Origin of the sequence: Pseudomonas sp. BJa5, from assembly GCF_030272875.2 — a bacterium.
In the GTDB taxonomy this organism is placed as follows: Bacteria; Pseudomonadota; Gammaproteobacteria; order Pseudomonadales; family Pseudomonadaceae; genus Aquipseudomonas.
The window spans coordinates 1-332 of sequence record NZ_JALRNG020000103.1 but is presented as its reverse complement, the minus strand read 5'-3'; the positions used below and the strand labels follow the sequence as shown (position 1 = coordinate 332).

Annotated in this window: 1 protein-coding gene; it reads right to left on the bottom strand. The window is 65.4% G+C overall.

Annotated features, from left to right (window positions below; all coding sequences use genetic code 11):
* The coding region (locus M2D63_RS25600; protein ID WP_285865874.1) for a cation:dicarboxylate symporter family transporter at nucleotides 1-332 on the bottom strand (332 nt) is incomplete at both ends.

Sequence of the window (332 nt, the reverse complement as noted above, 5' to 3'; positions counted from 1 at the left end):
GATCAGGTTGGTCAGGGCGCGGCCGATGCCCATGAACCAGTCCACTGCCAGCACCAGCAACAGGCCGACCACCGGGATCGCGGGAATGTCGGTGAGGGTGGCGGCGAGGATCACCAGCGCCGAACCGGGGATGCCGTGGGCACCTTTGGAGGTCATCAGCGACACCAGCAGGATGGTCACCAGGTCGGTCATGGCCAGGGGCGTGCCGGTGGCACTGGCGATAAAGACGACGCCCACGGTCAGGTAGATCGAGAAGCCGTCGAGGTTAACGGAAGAGCCGGTGGGAATCCCCAGGCCGACGGTGGAATTGCCGATGCCCAGGTGCGCCAGTT